The sequence below is a fragment of the Nonomuraea sp. NPDC049624 genome (assembly GCF_040675255.1).
In the GTDB taxonomy this organism is placed as follows: Bacteria; Actinomycetota; Actinomycetes; order Streptosporangiales; family Streptosporangiaceae; genus Nonomuraea.
The window spans coordinates 53,560-71,183 of the sequence record NZ_JBFAOR010000010.1 but is presented as its reverse complement, the minus strand read 5'-3'; the positions used below and the strand labels follow the sequence as shown (position 1 = coordinate 71,183).

Sequence of the window (17,624 nt, the reverse complement as noted above, 5' to 3'; positions counted from 1 at the left end):
ATCATGCGACTGCGCGCGCTGGCCGCCGCTGCGGCCGCCCTCGGCACGCTGACCGCCTGCGGCGGCGGCTCCGGAGGCGACGAGAAGCAGACCGTGACCATGTGGATCTACCCGAACATCGCCGACCAGCCCAAGCACCAGGCGTTCTGGGACGAGCAGACCAAGGCGTTCGAGGCGGCCAACCCGAACATCGACGTCAAGGTCGAGATCTACCCGTGGGCCAAGCGCGACGAGGCGCTGTCCACGGCGATCGCCGGCAACAAGGCGCCGGACGTGGTCTACCTCATCCCCGACCAGCTCCCCAAGTACGCCAGGACGCTGGAGCCGGTGGACGCCTACCTCGCCGACAAGGCCGACTACCGGGACAACGCCCTGAAGTCGGTCACCATCGACGGCAAGGTCATGGGCGCGCCGATCCTCATGTCGGCCAACCCGCTGGTCTGCAACCAGAAGGCGTTCGACGCCGCCGGCGTCACCGAGTTCCCCAAGACCTGGGACGACGTGCTCGCCCTGGCCCCGAAGTTCAAGGCCAAGGACATCGACGTCACCAACTACTGGGCCGACCCCGCCGCCACCCTCAACCAGTCGTTCTACCCGCTGCTGTGGCAGGCCGGCGGCGACGTGTTCAGCCCCGACGGCAAGGCGGCGGCCTTCGGCGGCGCCGAGGGCGTCAAGGCGCTGACCTTCCTGAAGAAGCTGGCCGACGGCGGCTACGTGGAGAAGGACCTGCTGACCGGGCTGCCCAAGTTCGAGCAGACCAGGACCGCGCAGAACAAGGTGGCCTGCACCTGGCAGCAGCTGCCCGCCGACGTCGAGTCGTTCTGGGGCAAGGAGAACATCAAGGTCCTGCCGCCGCTGACCGACGCCAAGCAGGTCGCCTACGGCACGGTCGGCTCGCTGTCCCTGCTCAAGGCGTCCGACCACAAGGAGGCGGCGGGCAAGTGGATCGGCTTCGCCACCGGCGCCGCCCCGAGCAAGGCCTACGACCTGGCCTCGGGCTACTTCTCCCCGCGCAAGTCCACCGGCTCGCTGTACGCGGCCGACCCGGTGCAGTCCGAGGTGGAGAAGGCGCTGGACCTGACCACGGCCGGGCCGCTGCACGAGAAGGCGCGTGACGTGATGGGCGTCCTGGCTCCCGAGATCCAGGCCGCGCTGATCGGCAAGAAGACGCCCGAGCAGGCGCTCGCCGACGCGGCCAAGGCCGCGGACGCGCTGCTGGGTGGCTGATGGCGGCGATCGACGTCAGGCGGTGGGAGGCGCGGACCGGACTGCTGTTCGTCCTGCCGTGCCTCCTGCTGTTCCTGCTGTTCCGGTTCGGCCCGTCCGTCGCCGGGGTGCTGCTGGGGTTCTTCGACTCCTCCATCGGCGCCAGCCCGGAGTGGACCGGCGTGGACAACTACCGGCGGATGGCCGCCGACCCCGTCTTCTGGGAGTCGCTGCGCATCACGCTGATCTACACGATCCTGTACGTGCCGGCGTCGATGGCCGCCTCGGTGGGCATGGCGCTGCTGGTGCGCCGCGCCTTCCGCGGGGCGGCCTTCTTCCGCTCGGTCTTCTTCCTGCCCGTCGTCACCAGCCTGGTCCTGGCCGGGACGGTCTTCACCTGGCTGTTCTCCTCCGAGGGGCCGATCACCAAGCTCACCGGGCAGTCGTGGCTGGCCTCCACCACGCTGGTCATCCCGGCCCTGGTGATCGTCTCGGTCTGGTCCAGGTTCGGGTACGGCATGCTCATCGTCCTGGCCCGGCTGCAGGACCTGCCGCGGGAGCTGGAGGAGGCCGCGCTCACCGACGGCGCCTCCACCTGGCAGCGCTTCCGCTACATCGTGGCCCCGCAGCTGCGCCCCGCGCTGTTCTTCGTCGCCGTCATCGAGACGACGAACTCCTTCCAGGTGTTCGACCTGGTCTACGTGATGACCGGCGGCGGCCCGGCGCACGGCAGCTTCACGCTGGTCATGGCCCTGTACGAGCAGGCGTTCAAGAACTTCGACTTCGGCTACGCCAGCGCCATCGGCGTCGCGCTGTTCGTCATGACCCTCGTGGTCGCGCTGATCCAGCGCCTGATGATCGGGAGGTCGAAGTGACGACATACCGCCCGTACAAGGCGCTGGAGCCGACCAGGGGCGGCAAGGTGGCCAGGTTCGTCCTGCTGGCCGTCGCCACGCCGGTCACGCTGTTCCCGTTCTACGCGATGGTCGTGCTGTCGCTGAAGCCGGGCACGGCCGTGACGTTCCCGGAGAGCATGCTGCCCTGGCCGGTCGACTTCAGCGCCTACGGCGAGGTGCTGGGCGGCCGCGACCTGATCACCTGGACGGTCAACACGCTGATCTACTCCGTGGTCAGCGTGGTGGCCGTGCTGCTGCTGGCCTCGCTGGCCGGATACGCCTTCGCCAAGAAACGCTTTCCCGGCCGCGAGCCCATGTTCTGGTCGTTCCTGGCCATGGTCATGGTGCCCTACCACGTGACGCTCATCCCGACCTTCATGCTCATCGCCGAGCTGGGCGGGGTGGACACGTACTGGGGGCTGATCCTGCCGACGCTGGCCAACGCGCAGGCGGTCTTCCTCATGCGGCAGTTCATCATGGGCCTGCCGGACGAGCTGTTCGAGGCGGCCCGGCTCGACGGCGCCTCCGAATGGCGGATCTTCATCAGGATCGTCCTGCCGCTGTGCAAGCCGATCCTGGCCACGCTGGGCGTCTTCGTCTTCCTGTGGCACTGGAACGACCTGCTCTGGCCGCTCATCATCGGCGGCGGCGCCGACATGCGCACCCTGACCGTGGGCATCGCCTCCCTGCAGACGGAGAACGTGCCGCTCAGCGTCGTGCTGGCCGGGGCCACGGTCGCGTTCGTACCGATCTTCGCCGCCTACCTGGTCGGCCAGCGTTATTTCACCGAAGGAGTCACGATGTCGGGGATCAAGGGCTGATGTTCACCTCCGTCGACGATCTGGAAGAACACCTCACCCGCCCGTCCGAGTCGCTCGTCGCCGACCTCGCCGCCGGCTCCGGCGACCTGGTCGTGCTGGGCGCCGGGGGCAAGATGGGGCCCACGTTGTGCCGCCTGGCCCGGCGCGGCCTGGACGCGGCCGGGCGCGGCGCCGACCGCGTCTTCGCCGTCTCCCGGTGGTCCGACCGCGCGGCGGCCGGCGCGCTGGCCGCGCACGGCGTGGACGTCGTCCCCTTCGACCTGCTCGACGGCGACCTGGGCACGCTGCCCGACGCCGCGGACGTGGTCTTCATGGTCGGGGCGAAGTTCGGCACGTCCGCCGCGCCGTACCTGGCCTGGGTCGTCAACGCGGCCCTGCCCGCCCGCGTCGCCGAACGGTACGGCGGCGCCCGCGTCGCGGCGCTGTCCACGGGCAACGTCTACCCGCTGGTGCCCCTGTCGTCCGGCGGGAGCGTCGAGGGCGACCCGGTCGGGCCGGTGGGCGAGTACGCGATGAGCTGCCTCGGCCGCGAGCGCGTCTTCGAGCACGCGGCCGCCACCCGCGGCACGGCCGTGACGATCGTCCGCCTCAACTACGCCGTGGACCTGCGGTACGGCGTGCTGGCCGACATCGGGCAGCGGGTGCTGGCCGGCGCTCCGGTGGACGTGACGACCGGGCACGTCAACGTGGTCTGGCAGGGCTACGCCAACGAGGTCGTGCTGCGCTCGCTGGCCCACGCGACGGCGGGCACGCCGTTCACGCTGAACCTGACCGGCCCCGAGACCGCCTCGGTGCGCCGGGTGGCCGCCGCCTTCGGCGCGCGCCTCGGCAGGCCGGTGTCGTTCGAGGGGTCGGAGGCCGCGACGGCGCTGCTGAACGACGCCACGCTCTGCCACCGCCTGTTCGGCTACCCGCCCGTGCCGCTGGGCACGCTGGTCGACTGGCAGGCCGACTGGCTGGCCGCCGGGCTGCCGACGTCCGGCAAGCCCACCAAGTTCGCCGTACGAGACGGGAGATTCTGATGCCCACGCCGAATCCCGCCCTGCCGAATCCCGCCCTGCCGAATCCCGCCCTGCCGAATCCCGCCCTGCCGAATCCCGCCCTGCCGAATCCCGCGCTCTCGCGCCTGCGGGCGGGGACCGTCATCCCCGCCCACCCGCTGGCGCTCACCGCGGACCGGACGCTGGACGAGCGCCGCCAGGCCGCGCTCACCCGGTACTACCTGGCGGCGGGGGCGGGCGGCCTGGCCGTGGGCGTGCACACGACCCAGTTCGAGATCCGCGGGGCCGGGCTGCTGGAGCCGGTCCTGCGGCTGGCCGCCGACGTCGCTCATGAGTCGGCCCGTGAGTCCGCGCGGGAGCGGCCGGTGCTGGTCGCCGGGGCGTGCGGGCCGACCGCGCAGGCGGTGGCCGAGGCCGAGCTGGCCGCCTCGCTCGGGTACGACGCCGTGCTGCTCTCGCCGGTCGTGCCGGGCGCCTCCGAGGACGACCTGCTGGCGCGGGCGCGGGCCGTGGGCGAGGTGCTGCCGGTGGTCGGCTTCTACCTCCAGGCGGCGATCGGCGGGCCGGTGTTGTCGCGCGGCTTCTGGCGGGCCCTGGCCGACCAGCCCTCCACGGTCGCGGTGAAGGTGGCGGCGTTCGACCGCTACCGCTCGCTGGACGTGGCGCACGGCGTGGCCGCCTCCGACCGGGCCGACCAGGTCGCCCTCTACACGGGCAACGACGACCACATCATCGGCGACCTGCTGGCCGAGCTGCCCGGCGGCCTGCGCTTCGCCGGCGGCCTGCTGGGCCAGTGGGCGGTGTGGACCCGGGCGGCCGTGGAGATGGTCGACGGCCTGCGCGAGGACCCGGCGCGGTGGTGGGGCCGGGCCACGGCGCTCACCGACGCCAACGCCGCCGTCTTCGACAGCGCCAACGCCTTCGCCGGCTGCATCGCCGGCGTGCACGAGGTGCTGCGCAGGCAGGGCCTGCTGGCCGGCACCTGGTGCCTGGACCCGGACGAGGGCCTCTCCCCCGGCCAGGCCGAGGAGCTGACCCGGGTCAGCGCCGCCTACCCGTGGCTGACCGACGACGACTTCGTGGCGGAGCACCGCGATGCCTGGCTCGGCTGACTCCGCCGTGCGCGTCCTGGTCAGCGTTCCGCCGTCGCTGCGCGCGCAGTTCTTCCCCGACCCCGCGGCCCTGCTGGCGCTGGGGGACGTGCGGCTGCTCGACGACCACCGCGCGCTGCCCGAGGCGCTGCCCGGCACCGAGGTGCTGGTGACGTCGTGGGGGGTGCCGCCGCTGACCGCCGACCTGCTCGACCGGGCGCCGGAGCTGCGGCTGGTCGCGCACACCGGGGCGACGGTCAAGCCGTTCGTCACCGGCGAGCTGTGGGCGCGGGGCGTCCGGGTGACGCAGGCGGGCGCGGCCATGGCCCGGTCGGTGGCGGAGGTGGCGCTGACGTTCACGCTGGCGCTGCTGCACCAGGTGCACCGCTTCGACCACGCCCTGCGCGGCGGCGTGCCGTGGGAGGCGGCCGAGCGGGCGCCGGCCAGGCGGGAGATCCTCGGCTGCCCGATCGGCGTCATCGGCGCCTCCAGGACCGGCCGGGCCTACCTCGACCTCGTCCGCGCGCTCGGCGCCGAGGTCACCGTCGCCGACCCGTACCACGAGGGCGCGGTGGAGCTGGACGAGCTGCTGTCCACCAGCCGGATCGTGGCCGTGCACGCCCCGGCGCTGCCGGAGACGCGCCACCTGCTCGGGGCGCGGGAGCTGGCGCTGATGCCCGACGGCGCCGGGCTGGTCAACACCGCCAGGTCCTGGCTGGTGGATGAGGCCGCCCTGCTGGCCGAGCTGCGTGCGGGACGGCTGGACGCGGCGATCGACGTCTTCGACGAGGAGCCGCTGCCGGTCGGGCACCCGTTCCGCGCGCTGCCGAACGTGCTGCTCACCCCGCACCAGGCGGCCGGCACCGATTCGGGGCGGGCCCGTCAGGGCCGGGTGGTGGTCGAGGAGATCGCCCGGTACGCCGGCGGCGTGCCGCTGGCGCACGAGGTGACGCCGGAGCTGCTGGGGAGGATGGGATGACGTCCCTGCGCACCGCCAGTCCGGGCGACCGGGAGGCGCTCTACGCGCTGTGGGCCGCCTGCTTCGACGCCCCGCACGTGGTGCCCCTGTACGAGACCGACCCCGGCCGGTACGGCAGGACGTTCGTGACGGGTGACGTGTCGGCCTGCGTGTACTACCTGCCGCGCCGGCTCCACGACGGCCTGGGCGGCGAGGTGCGGGCAGGTGGCGTGGCCAACGTCGCCGCCCATCCGTCGGTCCGCGGGCGCGGGCACGTCCGGCGGCTGCTGGCGCTGGCCGCCGAGGCGATGGCGGCCGACGGCTGCGCGTGGTCGTTGCTGTTCACCGGCACGCCGGGGGTCTACAAGGAGTGGACCGGCTTCGAGCTGCGGACCGTGTCCGGCCCGTTGCGCCGTACCGGCCCGGCCGGGCGGGGGCTGCGCCGGATCCCGGCGGGCGAGGCGGCGGTGCTGCGGGAGGTGTACGAGCGGCACAACGCGCGGCGTCCGCTGACCGCCGTGCGCGACGAGGCGCACTGGCGGGACCGGCTGCCGATCTGGTACGGCGACCCGGTCGAGCTGCTGGCCGGGGACGCCGGGTACGCCGCCGTGCGGTGGGACGGCGGCGTCCTCGACGTGCTGGAGGTGGCCGGGGACCTGGCCGGGGTGCTCTCCGCGCTGGCCGCCGAGGCGTCGGCCCGAGGCGTCCGTGCCGGCCGGGCCAGGCTGACCTGGGACGAGCCGGCTCTGCCGCACCTGTTCGCGAGCGTCGTCCGGGAGCGGGACCGCACGGGGATGGCCCGCGCGATCCTGGGCGATCCGGGGCCCGTGGTGGGCGCGGAGAACGCGGCCCACTGGCCGGCGGACTACTTCTGACAGCCGCTTTTCTCCAGCAGACATCGGATGAATCTTCGTACAGCTCTTGCCGAGGGAACGGAGATCGGGCTACCTTTCCTCCAATCTCTTCCCCGCTTTGGAGTGGACATGGCCTGCTTACGTCGACTTCTCGCCGTCTCCATGCTCAGTGTCATCGGATGTCTTCCCGCTCCCGCTCAGGCCGCCACGGATGGCCCCTACGAGCCCACCGTCGAATCCCTGAACAGTCACCCGACCCCTAAGTGGTTCAACAACGACAAGTTCGGCATCTTCCTCCATTGGGGGGCGTACTCCGTCCCGGCCTGGGGTCCGCGCGGCAGTTACGCCGAGTGGTACTGGTACTACATGAACTCCCCCGGGAACGCGACCAACAGCTACCACCGGGACACCTACGGGCCGGACTTCGCCTACGACCGCTTCGCCGAGAAGTGGAAGGCCGAGAAGTTCGACCCCGCTGACTGGGTCAAGCTCTTCAACGACGCCGGGGCCAAGTACTTCGTCCTCACCTCCAAGCACCACGAGGGCGTCGCCCTGTGGGACAGCAAGGTGAGCGAGCGCGACACCATGGCGCTGGGCCCGAAGCGGGACCTGGCCAAGGAGCTGTTCACCGCGGCCCGCGCCGACGGCAAGCTGCGCGCGGGCTTCTACTACTCGCTCATGGAGTGGTACAACCCGCTGTTCACCGGCCACCCGGCGACCAACCCGTACACCGGGCAGCCGGTGCCCTACACCGGGGCCCCGCAGCAGGGCGACTACGTCAAGGACTACATGCTCCCGCAGATGCGCGAGCTGATCGACGGCTACGACCCCGACATCCTGTGGTGCGACGGCCAGTGGGACCGCTCGGCCGCCCAGTGGCAGACCGCCGGGGTGATCGCCGACTACTACAACAAGGCGGCCAAGAAGGGCAAGGAGGTGGCGGTCGCCAACCGGTGCAAGATCGAGAGCGGCGCGCTGGAGAGCCACGAGCTGGACTTCCAGACGCCCGAGTACTCCGTCAAGCCGGACATCGACCCCGTCAAGTGGGAGGCCAGCCGCGGCATCGCGCACTCCTACGGCTACAACCAGAACGAGCCCGTCGAGGACTACCTGACCTCCGACCAGCTCGTGGACTCCTTCGTGGACATCGTCAGCAAGAACGGCAACCTGCTGCTGGACGTGGGCCCGAAGGCCGACGGCACCATCCCCGACGTGCAGCGCGAACGGCTGCTGGACATGGGCTCCTGGCTGAAGGTCAACGGCGAGGCCATGTACGGCACCACGTACTGGACGCGCGCCGAGGAGAAGGGCGGCCCCGACGACGTCCGGTACACCGTCAAGGACGGCGTCCTGTACGCGACCGCGCTGAAGTGGCCGGGCGAGCAGCTGACGCTGGGCGCGGACGTGCCGGCGGGCCCCGGGACGCGGATCACGCTGCTCGGCTCCGACGCCGGCCCGCTGCCGTGGCAGCGCGACGAGCAGGGCCGGGTGGTCGTCACCACGCCCGCCGAGACCGGGCAGTACGCCTACTCGTTCAAGATCGAGACGCCCGGCGTGACGGCCCTGCCGCGCTTCGGCACCGACCTGCCCGAGCACGTGCAGGCCGGTGAGAGCGTCACCGGCAAGGTGACCGTCACCAACCCCGGCTCCACGCCGCTGCGCGCGGCCACGCTGACCCTCGCCGCGCCCGACGGGTGGACGGTCACCCCGGCGAGCACCCGGCTCGGCCACCTGGCGGCCGGGGCGAGCACCGAGGTGCCCGTCACCGTGACCGTGCCGCCCGGAGCCCAGCCCGCCGCGCTCGGCATCCAGGCGACGCTCAAGTCCGGACGGCTGCGCGCGGCGTACCGGATCCCCGTCTCGGTGGTGCTGCCGAACCTGGCCCAGGGCAAGCCGGCCACCCAGCAGAGCACCGGCTACGACGCCCCGGCCGCGCGGGCCGTGGACGGCAACACCGACGGCGGCTTCTGGAACGGCTCGGTCACCCACACCCAGGAACCGGCCAGGGAAGCCTGGTGGCAGGTCGACCTGGGTGCCTCGGCCGCCCTGGACAGCGTCGAGATCTGGAACCGCACCGACTGCTGCGCCGAACGGTTGCGGGACTACTGGGTGATGTCCTCCGAGCAGCCGATCACCGCCGACGGCCTGGAGGCGGCCCGCACGACGCCGGGCGTGACCGCCGTGCACGTGCAGGAACAGGCCGGCCGGCCCAGCACGGTCAAGCTGCCCGCCGGCACCACCGGCCGGCACGTGCGCATCCAGCTCTCCTCCGGCACCGACCCGCTCGCCCTGGCCGAGGTACGGGTGAGAGGCCGCTGACGCAGGCGGCGGACCACCAGCCCCTGACCGGCCTGCCCATCGGCGGGGCGGTCAGGGGCGGCAGGTCTGGTCGGCGGCGGGGAGTGCGCCGGTGGCCAGGTAGGCGTTGACCTTGGCGTCCACGCAGGCGTTGCCGTACTCGCCGTAGATCCCGTGGGCGATGGCGCCGCGCAGGGTGAGCAGGCGGGAGCCGGTCAGCGCCCGGTGCATGGCCTTGCTGCCCTCGTAGGTGGTGGCGGTGTCCCCGGTGGCGGACACGATCAGCGCGGGGGTGGGGTTGGCGACGTGCGTCAGCCGCTCGCGCGGCGGGGCGGGCCAGAAGGCGCAGGGCCAGATGTTGTTCCTGACCGGGCCGAAGAGCGGGTGCCGCGCCCGGCTGCGCTGGACGTCGTCCCAGTAGACGTCGGGGTCGCCCGGCGCGGCCCGGTCGCCGCAGGTGATCGCGGCGGCCGGGCTCGCCAGCGGCGAACCGGCGCTGGTCAGGACGAACGCGAGGAACCCGGCCAGCTCGGCGCCGGGTTCGGCCGGGCGGCCGTGCGCGGCCTCGTTCAGGGTCCGGACGGTGGCGGCGAACTCGGCGCGGGCCTCGGGACGGTCGTTCGCGGAGCCGACGGACAGCAGGTACGGGACCGCCTGGTCGTCCACCTCGTACGCGCCGACGCGCAGCGGACGCTCCGCCGCGGCGACGACGATCGCGTCCACGGTGGCGAGCACCCGGGCGGGGGTCGCGCCGAGCCCGTAGGCGCCGTCGCGTCCGGCGGCCCAGGACGCCCAGGCGCGCAGCGCGCGGTCCGCCTCGTCCTCGGTGCCCCGCATGGCCCTCGGGCCCCACTTGTCCGGGTCGCCCGCGCTGTCCAGGACCACCCGGTCGGTGCGGCCGGGGAACATCTGGGTGTAGACCGCGCCCAGGTAGCTGCCGTAGGAGTAGCCGAGGAAGGAGATCCGGCGCTCCCCCAGGGCGCGGCGCACGAGGTCGATGTCGCGGGCCGTGTCGCGGGTGTTGACGTACGGGAGCACGTCGGCGTGCCGCCGGGCGCAGCGTTCGGCCAGGTCGCGCTGCACCGCCACCTGGTGGTCGAACCGGGCGCGGGTCGAGCCGGCCGAGCGCAGCCACAGGCCGATGGGCCAGCCGCAGTCGAGCGGCGTGCTGCGCCCGACGAAACGCGGGTCCAGGCCGATGACGTCGTACCGGGCGGCGAGGTCCTTCATGGCCGCGCGCGTCCGCAGGGGCATGCCGAGCGTGCTCTCGCCGGGGCCGCCGCTGTTGAGCACCAGCGTGCCGATGCGATGGGCGCGGTCGCTCGCGGGGATGCGGGACAGCGCGAGCTTGATGCTGCGGCCGCCCGGCCTGGAGTGGTCGAGCGGGACGGCGAGCTCCGCGCAGCGCCCGCCCGCCTGGTCGAGCTGCCTGCCGACGGCGTCGTCCGGGCCCTGGGAGCAGCGTCTCCAGTCGAGCGCCGGAGGTTTCCGGCCGGTCGCCGCGGGCGCTCCGGCGGCGGCTGCGGCCGGGGGCGCGACGGCGGCGGACAGGGCGATCGGGGCGATCAGGGCGACGGCCCGGACCAGACGGCCGAGCGGCCGCACACGGGTCGGTTTCATGGCCGGGGACGCTATTCCGGCCGGCCGCCCGGCACGATACAGCCGGCCGCACGCCCTTGGTACAGCCCGCTGTAGTGTCCGGCCGCGAACGGTGACGGGATACTGGTGCCCCGGTGTACGCAGGTCAGGAGGAGGTGCGCATGCGTGACCGCGCCTTCCCCGGTTCGAGGTCCTGGCCGTCGTCCGGCTCGCTCGCCCGGCCGGCGTCCGGCTCGGCCTACCTGCTGGGCACGCTGGCCACCGCCGTGGCCACGGCGCTCGCGCTCCCGGTGCTGCTCGCGCCGGCGGCGGGGCGGGGCTGGGCGGCCTGGCACCGCCGGCGGGCCGGCCGGCTGCTCGGCGTCCCGGCCGGCGGGGCGCCGGGCGGGCGGCGGGATCTCGCCTGGGCGCTCGCGCACGTCGCCACCGGGTTCCCGCTCGGGCTGGCCGCCCTGCTGTGCCTGGGCAACATCGTGGTCGCCGCCGTGGCGATGGTCGCGTGGCAGGCGTTCCCGGCGGACGCGCGTCCCACGCTGTTCTCGTTCTTCGACGTCCCCGTCGACGATTGGGCGACCGCGCTGGCCGGAGGGTCGGCCCAGATCGTCGTCCTCGGCGCGGCGGCCTGGTGGGGGCTGCCCGCGCTGGCCCGGCTGCACGCGCGGCTGTCCCTGGCGCTGCTGGCGCCGTCGGCCCGCGAGCGGCTCACCGAGCGGGTCGACGTGCTGACCAGAAGCCGGGTCGGCGTGGTCGACGCCCACGGCGCCGAGCTCCAGCGCATCGAACGCGACCTGCACGACGGGACGCAGGCCCGCCTGGTCACCATCGCCATGCACCTGGGCCTGGCCCGCGAGTCGCTCGCCGACGACCCGGACACGGTCGCCCTGCTGCTCCAGGAGGCGCACGAGACGACGGAGGAGGCGATGGCCGAGCTGCGCGCGGTGCTCCAGACGATCTACCCGCCGATCCTGGCCGACCGCGGGCTCGACGGCGCGCTGACGGCGCTGGCCGCCCGGTCGAGCGTGCCGGTGCACATCGAGCTCGCCGACCTGGGGGCGCTGCCGCCGTCCATGGAGACGGTGGCCTACTACGTGATCGCCGAGGCGCTGACGAACGTGACCAAGCACGCCGCCGCCACGCGGGCGTCCCTGCGGATCGAGCGGGCCGGCGACGTGCTGTCCATCGAGGTCGCCGACGACGGCAGGGGCGGCGCCGACGAGACGCGCGGCACCGGGATCCCCGGGATCCGCCGGCGGGTCGCCGCCCTCGACGGCACGCTGCGCCTCGACAGCCCGCCGGGCGGCCCGACCACGCTCGCCGTCCGGATGCCGTGCGCGCCGTGACCGTCGAAGGAGGTCCCTTGCGGGTCGTGATCGCCGAGGACAACGTCCTGCTGGCCGGCGGGCTGAAGCTGCTGCTGGCGGCCAGGGGCTGCGAGGTCGTCGCGGTCGTCGGCGACGGCGAGGCGTTCCTGCTCGCCGTCGCCGAGCACCACCCCGACATCGCCATCGTCGACGTGCGGCTGCCGCCGTCGTTCCGCGACGAGGGCATCCACGCCGCGCTGCGGGCCCGCCGCGAGCACGGCGCGCTGCCGATCCTGGTGCTCTCGCAGTACGTCGAGCGCGAGTACGCCGGCGAACTGCTCGCCGACGGCCGCGGCGGCATCGGCTACCTGCTGAAGGACCGCATCGGCCGGGTGGCCGAGTTCGTCGACGCCCTGCGGCGGGTCGCGGCGGGCGGCACCGCGATGGACCCCGAAGTCGTCGCCCAGCTCTTCGCCCGCCGCGCCGACGACCCCCTCGCCGCCCTGACCGCCCGCGAGCGGGAGTCCCTGGCCCTCATGGCGCAGGGGCACGACAACGCCACCATCGCCGAGCGCATGCGCATCTCCGACAACGCCGTCCACAAGCACATCGGCAACGTCTTCGCCAAGCTCGGCCTGTCCCCGGACGACTCCGGCCACCGCCGCGTCCGCGCCGTGCTCGCCTACCTGGACGGCACGCCGCGCCCGCCCGAGCAGCCCCCCGTCCGCGGAAAGCCGCGCTGACCCGGCCTTTCCGGCACCCGGGGACGTCAGAGCAGCGCGGCGAGCTCGGCCGGGCGCGAGAACATCGGCCAGTGCCCGGTCGGCAGCTCGGCGAACGTCCACTCGGGCGTGCCGAGCGCGGCGAACGCCGGGTTCCCCGAGTCGATCAGCTCGCGGATCATCGCCATCGGCATCGTCGAGGCGACCAGGGTCTTCGGCGTCGTCGGGATCCGCTCCGGCCGCTGCGCCGGTTGCACGGCCGCGCCCCACGGCTGGGGCGTCGCCTTCGCGCGGATCTGCTCCCATCGTTCCTCGGTCAGGCCCGCGAACTTGCCCGCCCCCTGCTCGTAGGCGGGCACGTCGAGCGCGTGGCCGTCCCCGACCTGGGCGCGCCAGGCCTTCTGGGTGTCCTCGTCGTTGAAGTCGATCACCGCCGCCCCGGACGGCAGCGGCCCGGCGTCCACGTAGACGACCCGGCTGAGCCGCTCGGGATGCCGGTCGGCGACCGCGGTCACCGGGACGTTCGCCCCGCTGTGCCCGACCAGGACGACCTCGTCCCAGCCGTCCATCGCCGCCAGGATGTCGGCGACGTGCGTCTCCACGCCGACCTCCGGCGACAGCTCGCCGGCCCGCTCCGCCACCCCCGTCAGGGTGACCGCCCGCACCTGGTGCCCGGCGGCGCGCAGTTCGTGCGCCACCTCGTCCCAGGCCCAGGCCCCGAGCCAGAATCCGGGCACCAGCACGTAGTTCGCCATCTCGTCGTCCTTCCAAGTGAGCCGATGTCGCTACGCTAAAGCCGAAAGCGGACAGAACCCGCCCGGATTGAGAGGGTGACCTGTGTCATATCCGGCGACCCGGATGCTGGCGATGCTCGAACTGCTCCAGGCGCACCACGTGCTGGGCGGCCGCGACCTCGCCCAGCGGCTCGGCGTGGACGAACGGACCGTCCGCCGTTACGCCGTCCGGCTCGCCGACCTGGGCATCCCGGTCGCCGCCGAGCGCGGCAGGTACGGCGGCTACCGGCTGATGCCCGGCTACAAGCTGCCGCCGCTGATGCTCACCGACGATGAGGCCACCGCCGTGGTCCTCGGCCTGCTCGCCGGACGCCGCCTGGGCCTGGCCGCCGAAGCCACCGAGGCCGCCCTGGCCAAGATCCGCCGGGTGCTGCCGGCCACGCTGCGGCAGCAGGCCGGCGCGCTGGAGGAGACCCTCGACTTCACCCTCGCCGCCCGCGCGGCGCGGACGCCCGCGAGCCGGGCCGTGCTGACGCTGGCCGCCGCGATCCGCGACCGCCGCCGGGTCACGCTGGGCTACCGCTCCTGGAAGGGCTCCACCACCGAACGCGAACTGGACGGCCACGGCCTGGTCTTCCACTCCGGCCGCTGGTACGTGACCGGCCTCGACCACCTGTCCGGCGAGCTGCGCACCTTCCGCCTCGACCGGATCTCCTCCGTCGTCCCGGGGACGGCCTCCTACGAGATCCCGCAGGAGTCCGACCCGGTGCGGCAGGTCACCGCGTCGCTGGCCCGGGTGCCGTACGCGCATCCCGTCGAGGTCGTCCTGGGCGTGCCCCTCGCCGAGGCGGCCCGTCGCGTCCCGCCGTCGGTGGCCACGCTCACCGAGACGCCGGACGGCGTCCTGCTGCGGATGCGCGCCGAGTCCCTGGACGGCATGGCCACCATGCTCGCCGGGCTCGGCTTCCCGTTCACGATCCTGTCGCCGCCGGAACTGCGCACAGCCGTCCGCCGCCTGGCCCAGAGCCTGCTGGACCAGACCCCCGAATGAGGGGGGCCGGCGAAGGCGCCAGCCGGGTCCGTCCGGGTCCGTCCCTGATCGCCACGTCGGCCCGTCCCGCCTTCGTCGGTGGTCAGCCGATGGGGGCGGGGAGGACGCCGGTGCGGTGGAGGTGGCGGCGGGCCGCCGCGATGGCCTCCGGGGTCGAGGCGAACACCTGGCCGGCCTCGTCCAGGCGGGCGATCGCGCCCAGGGCGCGCAGCGGCCGGTGGTGGCCGTCGCGGATGCCGGAGACGTACACGGTGATGCCGCGTCGTTCCAGGCGGGCGACGGCGTCGCCGAGCACCAGGGCGCCGCTGGCGTCGATCGTGGTGATGCGGGACATGCGCAGGATCACCACCGAGACGTCGGCGACCTCCGACAGCTCCAGCAGGAAGCGGTGCGCCGCGGCGAAGAACAGCGGCCCGTCCAGCCGGTAGGCGACGATGTGCTCGGCCAGCAGCTCGTGCTCCTCGGCGGCGTGGTCGCCGGGCAGGTCGGCGTGCAGGGGGACGGTGTCCAGGCGCACGTTCCCGGCGATGGCGCGCAGCGCGAGGGCCCCGGCGACGATCAGGCCGAGGATGACCGCGGTGACCAGGTCGAGGACGAGGGTGGCGACCGCGGTCGAGGCCAGGACGACGGCGTCGGCCCGGGTGGAGCGCAGCATCGACGTCACCGAGCCGACCTCGACCATCCGCGCCGCGGTGGCCAGCAGCACCCCCGCCAGGGCCGCCAGCGGGATGCGGGCGACCAGGCCGGAGGCGGTGAACACGATGACGCCGAGGATCGCGGCGTGCGCGAGCGCGGCCAGCCGTGAGGACGCGCCCGCGCGCACGTTGACGGCGGTGCGGGCGATCGCGCCGGTGGCCGGGACGCCGCCGAACAGCGGGGCGACCAGGTTGGCGACGCCCTGGCCGAACAGCTCGCGGTCGGGGTCGTGCCGGTGGTTGACGCTCATGCCGTCGGCGACGGCGGCCGACAACAACGATTCCAGCGCGGCGAGCGCGGCCACGGCGAACGCGGGGGCGACGAGCGAGCTCAGCGCGGCGACGTCCAGGAACTCCAGGGACGGGGCGGGCAGCCCCGCGGGCAGGGCGCCGATGCGCGTCACCGGCAACCCCGCCAGCTCCGCGACGAGCGTGGCGGCGGCGACGGCGAGCAGCGAGAACGGCACAGCGGGCCGCCGGCGTCCGCCGACCAGGATCAGCGCCGTGACCGCCGCGGCCATGGCGAGGGCGGCCCAGTGCGGACGGGCGGCGAAGTCGCGCACCGCCTGCCAGGCCACGGCCAGCACCTTGTCACCCTCAGGCGTGGGCACGCCGAGCGCGGCGGGCACCTGCTGCATGCCGATCACACAGGCGATGCCCAGGGTGAACCCCTCCACCACCGGCGCGGGCACCAGCATCATGAACCGGCCCGCCCGTGCCAGGGCCAGGCCGAGCAGCAGCAGCCCGGCCAGCAGCCCCACCGTCAGCACGCCGGTGGCGCCGTGCGCGTGCATGATCGGGACGAGCACCACCGTCATCGCGCCGGTCGGCCCGGACACCTGCAGGGCCGAGCCGCCGAAGACCGCCGCCAGCGCGCCGGCCACCACCGCGGTGGCCAGCCCCGCCTGCGCGCCCAGCCCGCTGGAGATGCCGAAGCCGAGCGCCAGCGGCAGCGCCACGATGGCCACCGTCAGCCCGGCCAGCAGGTCGCGGCGCGGATGACGGCCGAAGGCGGCCAGATCGGCCCGGCCGGGCAGGACGGGGCGCAGACGGGCCCAGCCCGCCCGGAGCACTGAGGTCACCGTTCGCCGGCCTCCGACTCGAGCAGCTCGTTCAGCAGCGCGTGCCGGCCGGAGAGCTTGGCCTGCAGCAGGTGGCGGGCGGCGCGCAGCAGCTCCGCCACGTCGCCGCCGGACAGCGCGTACACGACGGTCGATCCGTCGCGGCGGGCGGTGACCAGCTCGGAGCGGCGCAGCACGGCCAGATGCTGCGACAGACCGGTCGGCTCCACCTCGATCTCGGCCAGCAGGTCGCGCACCGGCATCGGGCCGTCCTGGAGCAGCTCCAGCACGCGGATCCGCACCGGATGTCCGAGCAGCCGGAACAGCTCGGCCTTGGCCTCGTACAGGGGGACGGACATCAGCGCGCCTCCCGTCCCTCGCGGGCCGAGGCGGGGTCTGCGCCGGGGTCTGCGCCGGGATTTTCGTCCGTGTCCACGCCGTGGGCGCGGGCCATCCGCAGCACCTCGTCCAGCCCGCCGGCGGCGGACAGCGCGGCGTCGGCGTCGCCGTCCTGTTCGGCCGCGCGCAGCGCGCCGGCCGCCTCATCCACCCGGCGCCGGATCGCCGCAGCGAACGCCTCGCTCACACTGTCCCCCGCCTTCATGCCTGTCTTGACGAGATAAGTGTTAAACGAATTGCGAAAATTCGCAACTCCTATACCTCAGAGCCGAAACTTGCCCATTTGTTATCTATCCAGATAACGTTATCTCCATGGATAACAGCGAACGCCCGCCAGGCCCTCACCAGGCGGCGACCGCGGCCCGCAGGAAGCAGATCATCCGGGCCGCGATCACCCTGCTCGGCGAGCGCGGTTACCAGGCGACCACGTTCGACGCCATCTGCAAGGAGGCCGGGCTCAGCAGCAGCCGGCTGATCACCTACCACTTCTCCAGCAAGGACGAGCTGTTCGCGGCCGTCGCCGACCAGATCGCCGCCGACGCCGACGCCCACGTGCGTCCCGCCGTGGAGGCCGCGACCGGCGCCCGCGAACTGCTCGCCACCGCCATCCGGGCGAACGTGGCGTTCATCGCCGCCCACTCCGCGCAGGTCCGGGCGCTCCAGCAGATCCTGCTCAACAGCGGTCAAGACGTCTGGGAACGGCACCACACCGAGTCGCTGAACCGGCTGGCCGGCCTGTTCACGGACGGGCAGCGCGCCGGCGTCTTCCGCCCCTTCGACCCGCGGGTCATGGCGGCGGCGCTGCGGGCGTCGATCGACGGCGTCGTCCCGCTGCTCGCCGCCGGGCTCGAACCCGGCCGCTGCGCGGACGAACTGGTCGAGCTCTTCGACCGCAGTACGAGCCAGAGGTCCTGAGACCGGTGCGGAAGGGAAACAC

The 17,624-nt window shown here is 73.6% G+C and carries 17 protein-coding genes; 12 read left to right on the top strand and 5 right to left on the bottom strand.

The window, feature by feature from the left end; genetic code table 11:
• Positions 1-3 precede the first annotated feature (3 nt).
• The 8 genes from AB0J76_RS36850 (at position 4) to AB0J76_RS36815 (ending at position 9,146) form a co-directional block, all read left to right on the top strand.
• Positions 4-1,227 carry a sugar ABC transporter substrate-binding protein gene (locus AB0J76_RS36850; protein WP_352328751.1) on the top strand — a complete coding sequence of 408 codons (1,224 nt, stop codon included), beginning with the start codon at positions 4-6 and terminating at the stop codon, positions 1,225-1,227.
• Positions 1,227-2,081 (top strand): sugar ABC transporter permease, encoded by an 855-nt coding sequence (locus AB0J76_RS36845; protein ID WP_352328753.1) that lies wholly within the window; start codon positions 1,227-1,229, stop codon positions 2,079-2,081. The genes AB0J76_RS36850 and AB0J76_RS36845 overlap by 1 nt, the downstream gene beginning before the upstream one ends.
• On the top strand, positions 2,078-2,923 hold the full coding sequence (locus AB0J76_RS36840) for a carbohydrate ABC transporter permease (protein WP_352328755.1): 846 nt from the start codon (positions 2,078-2,080) through the stop codon (positions 2,921-2,923). The genes AB0J76_RS36845 and AB0J76_RS36840 overlap by 4 nt, the downstream gene beginning before the upstream one ends.
• Positions 2,923-3,945, top strand: a complete 1,023-nt coding sequence (locus AB0J76_RS36835; protein ID WP_352328756.1) for an NAD-dependent epimerase/dehydratase family protein — start codon at positions 2,923-2,925, stop codon at positions 3,943-3,945. Before AB0J76_RS36840 ends, AB0J76_RS36835 begins: the two co-directional genes overlap by 1 nt.
• The gene (locus AB0J76_RS36830; protein WP_364392301.1) at positions 3,945-5,036 is read left to right on the top strand and encodes a dihydrodipicolinate synthase family protein; all 1,092 of its coding nucleotides are present in this window, start codon (positions 3,945-3,947) and stop codon (positions 5,034-5,036) included. Before AB0J76_RS36835 ends, AB0J76_RS36830 begins: the two co-directional genes overlap by 1 nt.
• Positions 5,020-5,994 carry a hydroxyacid dehydrogenase gene (locus AB0J76_RS36825; RefSeq protein ID WP_352327132.1) on the top strand — a complete coding sequence of 325 codons (975 nt, stop codon included), beginning with the start codon at positions 5,020-5,022 and terminating at the stop codon, positions 5,992-5,994. Before AB0J76_RS36830 ends, AB0J76_RS36825 begins: the two co-directional genes overlap by 17 nt.
• Positions 5,991-6,848 carry a GNAT family N-acetyltransferase gene (locus tag AB0J76_RS36820; RefSeq protein ID WP_352327133.1) on the top strand — a complete coding sequence of 286 codons (858 nt, stop codon included), beginning with the start codon at positions 5,991-5,993 and terminating at the stop codon, positions 6,846-6,848. The genes AB0J76_RS36825 and AB0J76_RS36820 overlap by 4 nt, the downstream gene beginning before the upstream one ends.
• A 141-nt stretch (positions 6,849-6,989) precedes the next feature.
• Positions 6,990-9,146 (top strand): alpha-L-fucosidase, encoded by a 2,157-nt coding sequence (locus AB0J76_RS36815; protein ID WP_352327134.1) that lies wholly within the window; start codon positions 6,990-6,992, stop codon positions 9,144-9,146.
• A 51-nt stretch (positions 9,147-9,197) separates the two neighbouring features.
• Here AB0J76_RS36815 and AB0J76_RS36810 read toward each other — a convergent pair whose 3' ends face one another.
• A complete protein-coding gene (locus tag AB0J76_RS36810; protein ID WP_352327135.1) occupies positions 9,198-10,745 on the bottom strand; it encodes an alpha/beta hydrolase in 1,548 nt (515 codons plus the stop codon).
• Between the two features lie 140 nt (positions 10,746-10,885).
• Between AB0J76_RS36810 and AB0J76_RS36805 the strand changes: the two genes are divergently transcribed.
• Positions 10,886-12,064 (top strand): sensor histidine kinase, encoded by a 1,179-nt coding sequence (locus tag AB0J76_RS36805; protein ID WP_352327136.1) that lies wholly within the window; start codon positions 10,886-10,888, stop codon positions 12,062-12,064.
• A gap of 17 nt (positions 12,065-12,081) precedes the next feature.
• Positions 12,082-12,768, top strand: coding sequence for a response regulator transcription factor (locus tag AB0J76_RS36800; protein WP_352327137.1), 687 nt, complete (start codon positions 12,082-12,084; stop codon positions 12,766-12,768).
• Positions 12,769-12,794: 26 nt separating this feature from the next.
• Here the strand turns inward: AB0J76_RS36800 and AB0J76_RS36795 are convergent, their stop codons facing one another.
• Entirely contained in the window at positions 12,795-13,502 is a 708-nt protein-coding gene (locus AB0J76_RS36795) for an alpha/beta hydrolase (protein WP_352327138.1), read from the bottom strand.
• Between the two features lie 82 nt (positions 13,503-13,584).
• On the opposite strand from AB0J76_RS36795, the gene AB0J76_RS36790 reads away from it, so the two are divergent.
• A complete protein-coding gene (locus tag AB0J76_RS36790) occupies positions 13,585-14,532 on the top strand; it encodes a YafY family protein (RefSeq protein WP_352327139.1) in 948 nt (315 codons plus the stop codon).
• Between the two features lie 82 nt (positions 14,533-14,614).
• On the opposite strand, the gene AB0J76_RS36785 is transcribed toward AB0J76_RS36790, so the two are convergent.
• Genes AB0J76_RS36785 through AB0J76_RS36775 form a run of 3 tightly spaced genes read right to left on the bottom strand, consistent with a single transcriptional unit; the run spans position 14,615 to position 16,874 of the window.
• Positions 14,615-16,309 carry a SulP family inorganic anion transporter gene (locus AB0J76_RS36785; RefSeq protein ID WP_352327140.1) on the bottom strand — a complete coding sequence of 565 codons (1,695 nt, stop codon included), beginning with the start codon at positions 16,307-16,309 and terminating at the stop codon, positions 14,615-14,617.
• The gene (locus AB0J76_RS36780; RefSeq protein ID WP_352327141.1) at positions 16,306-16,647 is read right to left on the bottom strand and encodes a metalloregulator ArsR/SmtB family transcription factor; all 342 of its coding nucleotides are present in this window, start codon (positions 16,645-16,647) and stop codon (positions 16,306-16,308) included. Before AB0J76_RS36780 ends, AB0J76_RS36785 begins: the two co-directional genes overlap by 4 nt.
• Positions 16,647-16,874, bottom strand: coding sequence for a hypothetical protein (locus AB0J76_RS36775; RefSeq protein ID WP_352327142.1), 228 nt, complete (start codon positions 16,872-16,874; stop codon positions 16,647-16,649). The genes AB0J76_RS36780 and AB0J76_RS36775 overlap by 1 nt, the downstream gene beginning before the upstream one ends.
• 125 nt (positions 16,875-16,999) lie before the next feature.
• On the opposite strand from AB0J76_RS36775, the gene AB0J76_RS36770 reads away from it, so the two are divergent.
• On the top strand, positions 17,000-17,602 hold the full coding sequence (locus AB0J76_RS36770) for a TetR/AcrR family transcriptional regulator (protein ID WP_352327143.1): 603 nt from the start codon (positions 17,000-17,002) through the stop codon (positions 17,600-17,602).
• The last annotated feature ends 22 nt before the right edge of the window (positions 17,603-17,624 follow it).